Annotated in this window: 4 protein-coding genes; all 4 read right to left on the bottom strand. The window is 31.7% G+C overall.

Annotated elements, in window-relative coordinates; genetic code table 11:
* Positions 1-183: 183 nt before the first annotated feature.
* Complete coding sequence (locus FC65_RS09000) at positions 184-1,062, bottom strand: hypothetical protein (protein ID WP_056972415.1); 879 nt, start codon at positions 1,060-1,062, stop codon at positions 184-186.
* Positions 1,063-1,244: 182 nt separating this feature from the next.
* Positions 1,245-1,865, bottom strand: coding sequence for a zinc ribbon domain-containing protein (locus tag FC65_RS09005; RefSeq protein ID WP_056972416.1), 621 nt, complete (start codon positions 1,863-1,865; stop codon positions 1,245-1,247).
* Positions 1,866-1,963: 98 nt separating this feature from the next.
* Positions 1,964-3,274: a zinc ribbon domain-containing protein gene (locus FC65_RS09010; RefSeq protein ID WP_056972417.1), complete on the bottom strand. Its 1,311-nt coding sequence runs from the start codon at positions 3,272-3,274 to the stop codon at positions 1,964-1,966.
* A 48-nt stretch (positions 3,275-3,322) separates the two neighbouring features.
* Positions 3,323-4,237: a zinc ribbon domain-containing protein gene (locus tag FC65_RS09015; RefSeq protein ID WP_056972418.1), complete on the bottom strand. Its 915-nt coding sequence runs from the start codon at positions 4,235-4,237 to the stop codon at positions 3,323-3,325.
* Between the last annotated feature and the right edge of the window lie 119 nt (positions 4,238-4,356).

A 4,356-nucleotide genomic window follows, 5' to 3' on the forward strand; every position in this document is an offset into this window, starting at 1 on the left:
CTTATTGAAGTTGTGGGAAACTGTTCTTAACCTTATTATATCAGTGTTTTAGTAATTACAATTAGTAAGTAAGGTGTATCAATGTTGCACATCTTAGCCTAAAAGTTGCATGGAAATTGTGACTAGTAGGTTATTTTTTTACTCTATAAGTTTAGACCCAATTTTATCTAGTTTGAACTATCCTTATTCATCTTCATCATTATATTCTATACTTCCGTCTGGATATTTAGTATAGGTATCCCCATCTTCATCTGTGAATTGTTGTGGAGAATGCTCATTCTGAAGCTCACCTGAACTTTCTTTATCATCTGGTGTAACTTTTAATGCTTCTTCTTCCGACATCCCCATCTTTTCCATCCTATAAGCAGCTGGGCTCATACCATATTTATTAATAAAGTCTGTCAATGAGAGAGAAAAATCTGCCTCATTAAAGTTATTACTCTGAGCACTACTTGCTTGACCTTGACCAGATTTTTGGGATTGTTTTACTTCAGAACTCTCTTGAGAACTTGAAACATTGCTACTTGAATTTTGTGGTTGAATTTCAGTACTTGAATTTTCTTCACTTTGAAATTTATCTAATTGTTTCTTAAAATTGTTTGAAGCAATCTTATTGTTTTGATTTAAGTAAATAATGTTCCCTCCACCGTTTAATAATTCCTCAGGTACACCCGTAAATAGTTCATTTAATTCTACTTTTTGACCAACTTTAAGTTTCAATATTCCTTTTTTATTAGAAACAACTTTTTTATTATCAGACAGCAGGACAAACTTAGATTTATTAAATTTAATATTTTGTTTAGAATTGTTTTTTACCTTCATTGAAACAAGAAACATTGAGCCCTTTGAATTGTCTTGTGTTTCATCTTGGTCAACTTTAAAACTAAATTTAACTTTCTTTTGCTCCACTCTAGATAAATCTTGATAATATGTAGCTTCAGACTTCTTAGCTGATACGTTTGAGCTACTTGCACTACTTTTATCATTCTTTGAGCTAGAGCATCCAGTTAACACCATACCTAACAATAGTACTGATAGACCCTTAACAACATTTTTTAACATTAGTACAACCTCCCAATAATTTCGTTAACAATTCTATAACACCCTTAGCAAAATATCTATACATCCATGGCTTATTACGCTGCTCACCCGATTTGTTAAAATAATTTCTTGCTGGTTATCCCTATTGAATAAAAAAGCTAGGATACTAACCTAACTCAGTAATATGCTTAAAATATTGTATCTTATACCTTATATTTATCTACTAGTTTATTTACATTCTCTTTTTGCCACGGACAATAGACCAATATCCTAGGTGATAACAACTTCATATTTTTTCCATCAATCATTATTGTGATTGATAATTGAACACCCATTATATTTGAAACATGAATGCTATTTACCCTTTCATTTGGTATAAAAGAATTCTTACCATTAAAATGACCAGATGCATTAAGACCAATTAAAAGTAATCCATCATCTTCAATACATAAAACACTGTTTTTGTTAAATAAGATCCCATAACTACCAATTAAAAGCATTTTCTTATAATAGTTGTTCATGGTATACACCATAATATTGGGGTTATTTGTAAATCCCATACTTTCTCTATACCTAAAAATTCTATCTTTTTTAAAATCACCGTTTGGCATAACAGATTTTGGCTCTGGTATAGAAACATTCAGTTTATACCCACTAAACTGATTTTGCATAGAGGAACTTTCACTTGATCTAACCCCACCATTAAAAGAGGAACTAACAGGTTGATTGAGTATTGGCTGTTTACTACCACAATAAGGACAAAATTTATCTTTAACCTTTATTTGTTGACCACAATTAGTACAGTATTTCATTTTTTCAGACATTGTATTACACCTTCAAAGCTTATTTTTCATTAACATTACACTCAAATACATGCTTGCATTTTTTACTCTAACGATAAAAACTTTTCATAATCTACCATCTATTTTTCAATTGTACCGTCAGGATGTATATACTCTTGATATGGAAGAATTTTACCATTCTCAGGAGCCTTTGCCATTGCTGTGACTTTATAATCATCACCAGCCATCCCATCAAATTTCCAATCTTTACCTGGGTCGTCTTTTTTAGCTGCTGCAATTGCCTCCTGTGCATTATTTATAACAGTCTTCCTCTCATTTTCTGACTGAGAGAAACTATTATTTGTAGCACTATCATCTGTAGCACCACTATTTGTAGCACTATCATCTTCTTCATCATCCGATATATTATTATCGGCATAGTTATCATCCGCATCAGTATCTGAATTATCATCTGAACTAGAAGTGTCTAAACTATCATCTGAACTACTATCATCTAAGTCATCACCCCAGTTTCTATAATATTCACCTTGCTTGTGGTTAGTAGTTAAAATTGTTATTTTTCCTTTTTTATTAACTCTAGATAACACATTTTCAGGGAGAGGACTATATACTGAACCATTTTTACTATCAAAGTTAGAAATAGCTACAATTTTTACTTTAATGTCCTGATTATCTTTAACAGCGTTTTTATCACCATTTTTACCATAGTAGGCTGAACTGTCCGGGGTTATCTCAATTTGAAACTCTCCACCATGTACCTCAGCAACACCTTCGCCTTCACCGTCTGTTGTGTTAGTTGCTATGTTAGATGTATAAGCATCTCCAGATAAATCTACAGTATTTTTCTTTGGTAAAATAGCAACCATAGTAGAGTTATCAGGTGCTTTTGTTGTCCCCTTAATAATCCAATCAGTTCCCTGTCTTCGACCACCTATTTTTATCTCACTAACTTTTACAGAATAAACATTGTTTTTCGACTTGGGTTTCTTATTTGTATTACTTGCTTTTTTAATCTGAGTCTTTTTGACCTTGTTTGAAGTTGCAGCATGAGAGTTTTGACTATGCATATAAATCCCCAACCCGCCAACACCTATAAGAGCAATTAATATTCCTATTGTCCAAACAATTTTACTAATTCTTTTTTCTCTTCTATCGGCTGAACGACTTTCTATTTTAGTATTATCTACCTCTTGCTTGTTTTTCTGCTCTTTGATTGGTTTACTTAACACAGAACTTGTATCCTGATGTTCTTCTTTCTGAATATTCTCATTTGGTTCATTAACTTTAGGTCTTGCTTGTTCATTATTACTTTTTTCTGAGTTATTTTGTTTAGTTATACTGCTAACATCAAATCCACATTTACCACAAAACTTTTCAGTACCAAACAGTTCATTGCCACAGTTAGGACAATATTTATGTTGCTTACTCATCATTATACCTCTTCACTTTTGAAATCATAATTTAGAAATAAAGAATAGTTAATAAAGAAAATTTTCTATATTTTGATTATAATAAGCTGTATTTACTTTGTAGTCTTCTTTATATGGATTGTTACCCTGTATTCCCTGTCCATCGGGTATTTTACAAATCCAGCTGGAATCATCAATATCAATTGCTATCATGGAATGTGTATCCACCTTTGTAACGTAACAGTAATGTAGTTTATTAGTTTCCTGGGCTTGCACAGGAAAAACATACCCACCTGTTCTAGTATTTTTATAAACTGAAACTATATAATTCGTTTCACTAGCCAAGCTTGTATCACTTCTAATTGTTTTTAAAATAGTATCCGTATTTTCAGGTGCATTATGCTTAAGTACTGCGTCCGCAGTGTCAACCCCATTAGGTAAATTTGTCACAGCTTCATGTTGTTTAAATAACCATATCCCAACAACAATAAAAAAGATAGCTAAAACTATACTAACAATTTTTCCAACATTAGTATTCCTAATTGTGGCAATGATTTTTCCATCCGTTGAGTTTTGATTAATGTCTTCATTATATTGATAATTATTAGTTTGTACATCATCAGTTGGATCATGTTTGTTCTTATTTAAATTATGCAAATCAAACCCACATATAGGACAAAACTTTGCACCATTAACCGTCTCATTACCACAGTTAGGACAGAATCTTTTTTGTGTCTCATTACTTAATTGTTCCTGTTCATTACTTTCTGTTTCTCCATCTGCATCTTTGCTATTGTCTGTTGTTAAATTACTACTGCTACTAACAATTTTCTCACCTTCATCCATTTTCTGAAATACAGTTACAACTCCTTTAGAACTATCAGAATTTTTAACTAACTTCTCTCCACAATCATTACAGAAGTCATTTGTTAATGGATTGCGAGCTTGACAATTGCTACAAACAACATAATAGTTATCAAACATCCTTGTTCCCCCTCTATGCTAATTTCATTAGTAAGTTTATACCTTTTTTACTGCAATATCCATATACTTATAATACATTTAAACCTATTTGTGGAGAGTATAAAATAGTTTGTGTAAAT

The sequence above is a fragment of the Ligilactobacillus acidipiscis DSM 15836 genome (genome assembly GCF_001435755.1).
Classification (GTDB): Bacteria; Bacillota; Bacilli; order Lactobacillales; family Lactobacillaceae; genus Ligilactobacillus; species Ligilactobacillus acidipiscis.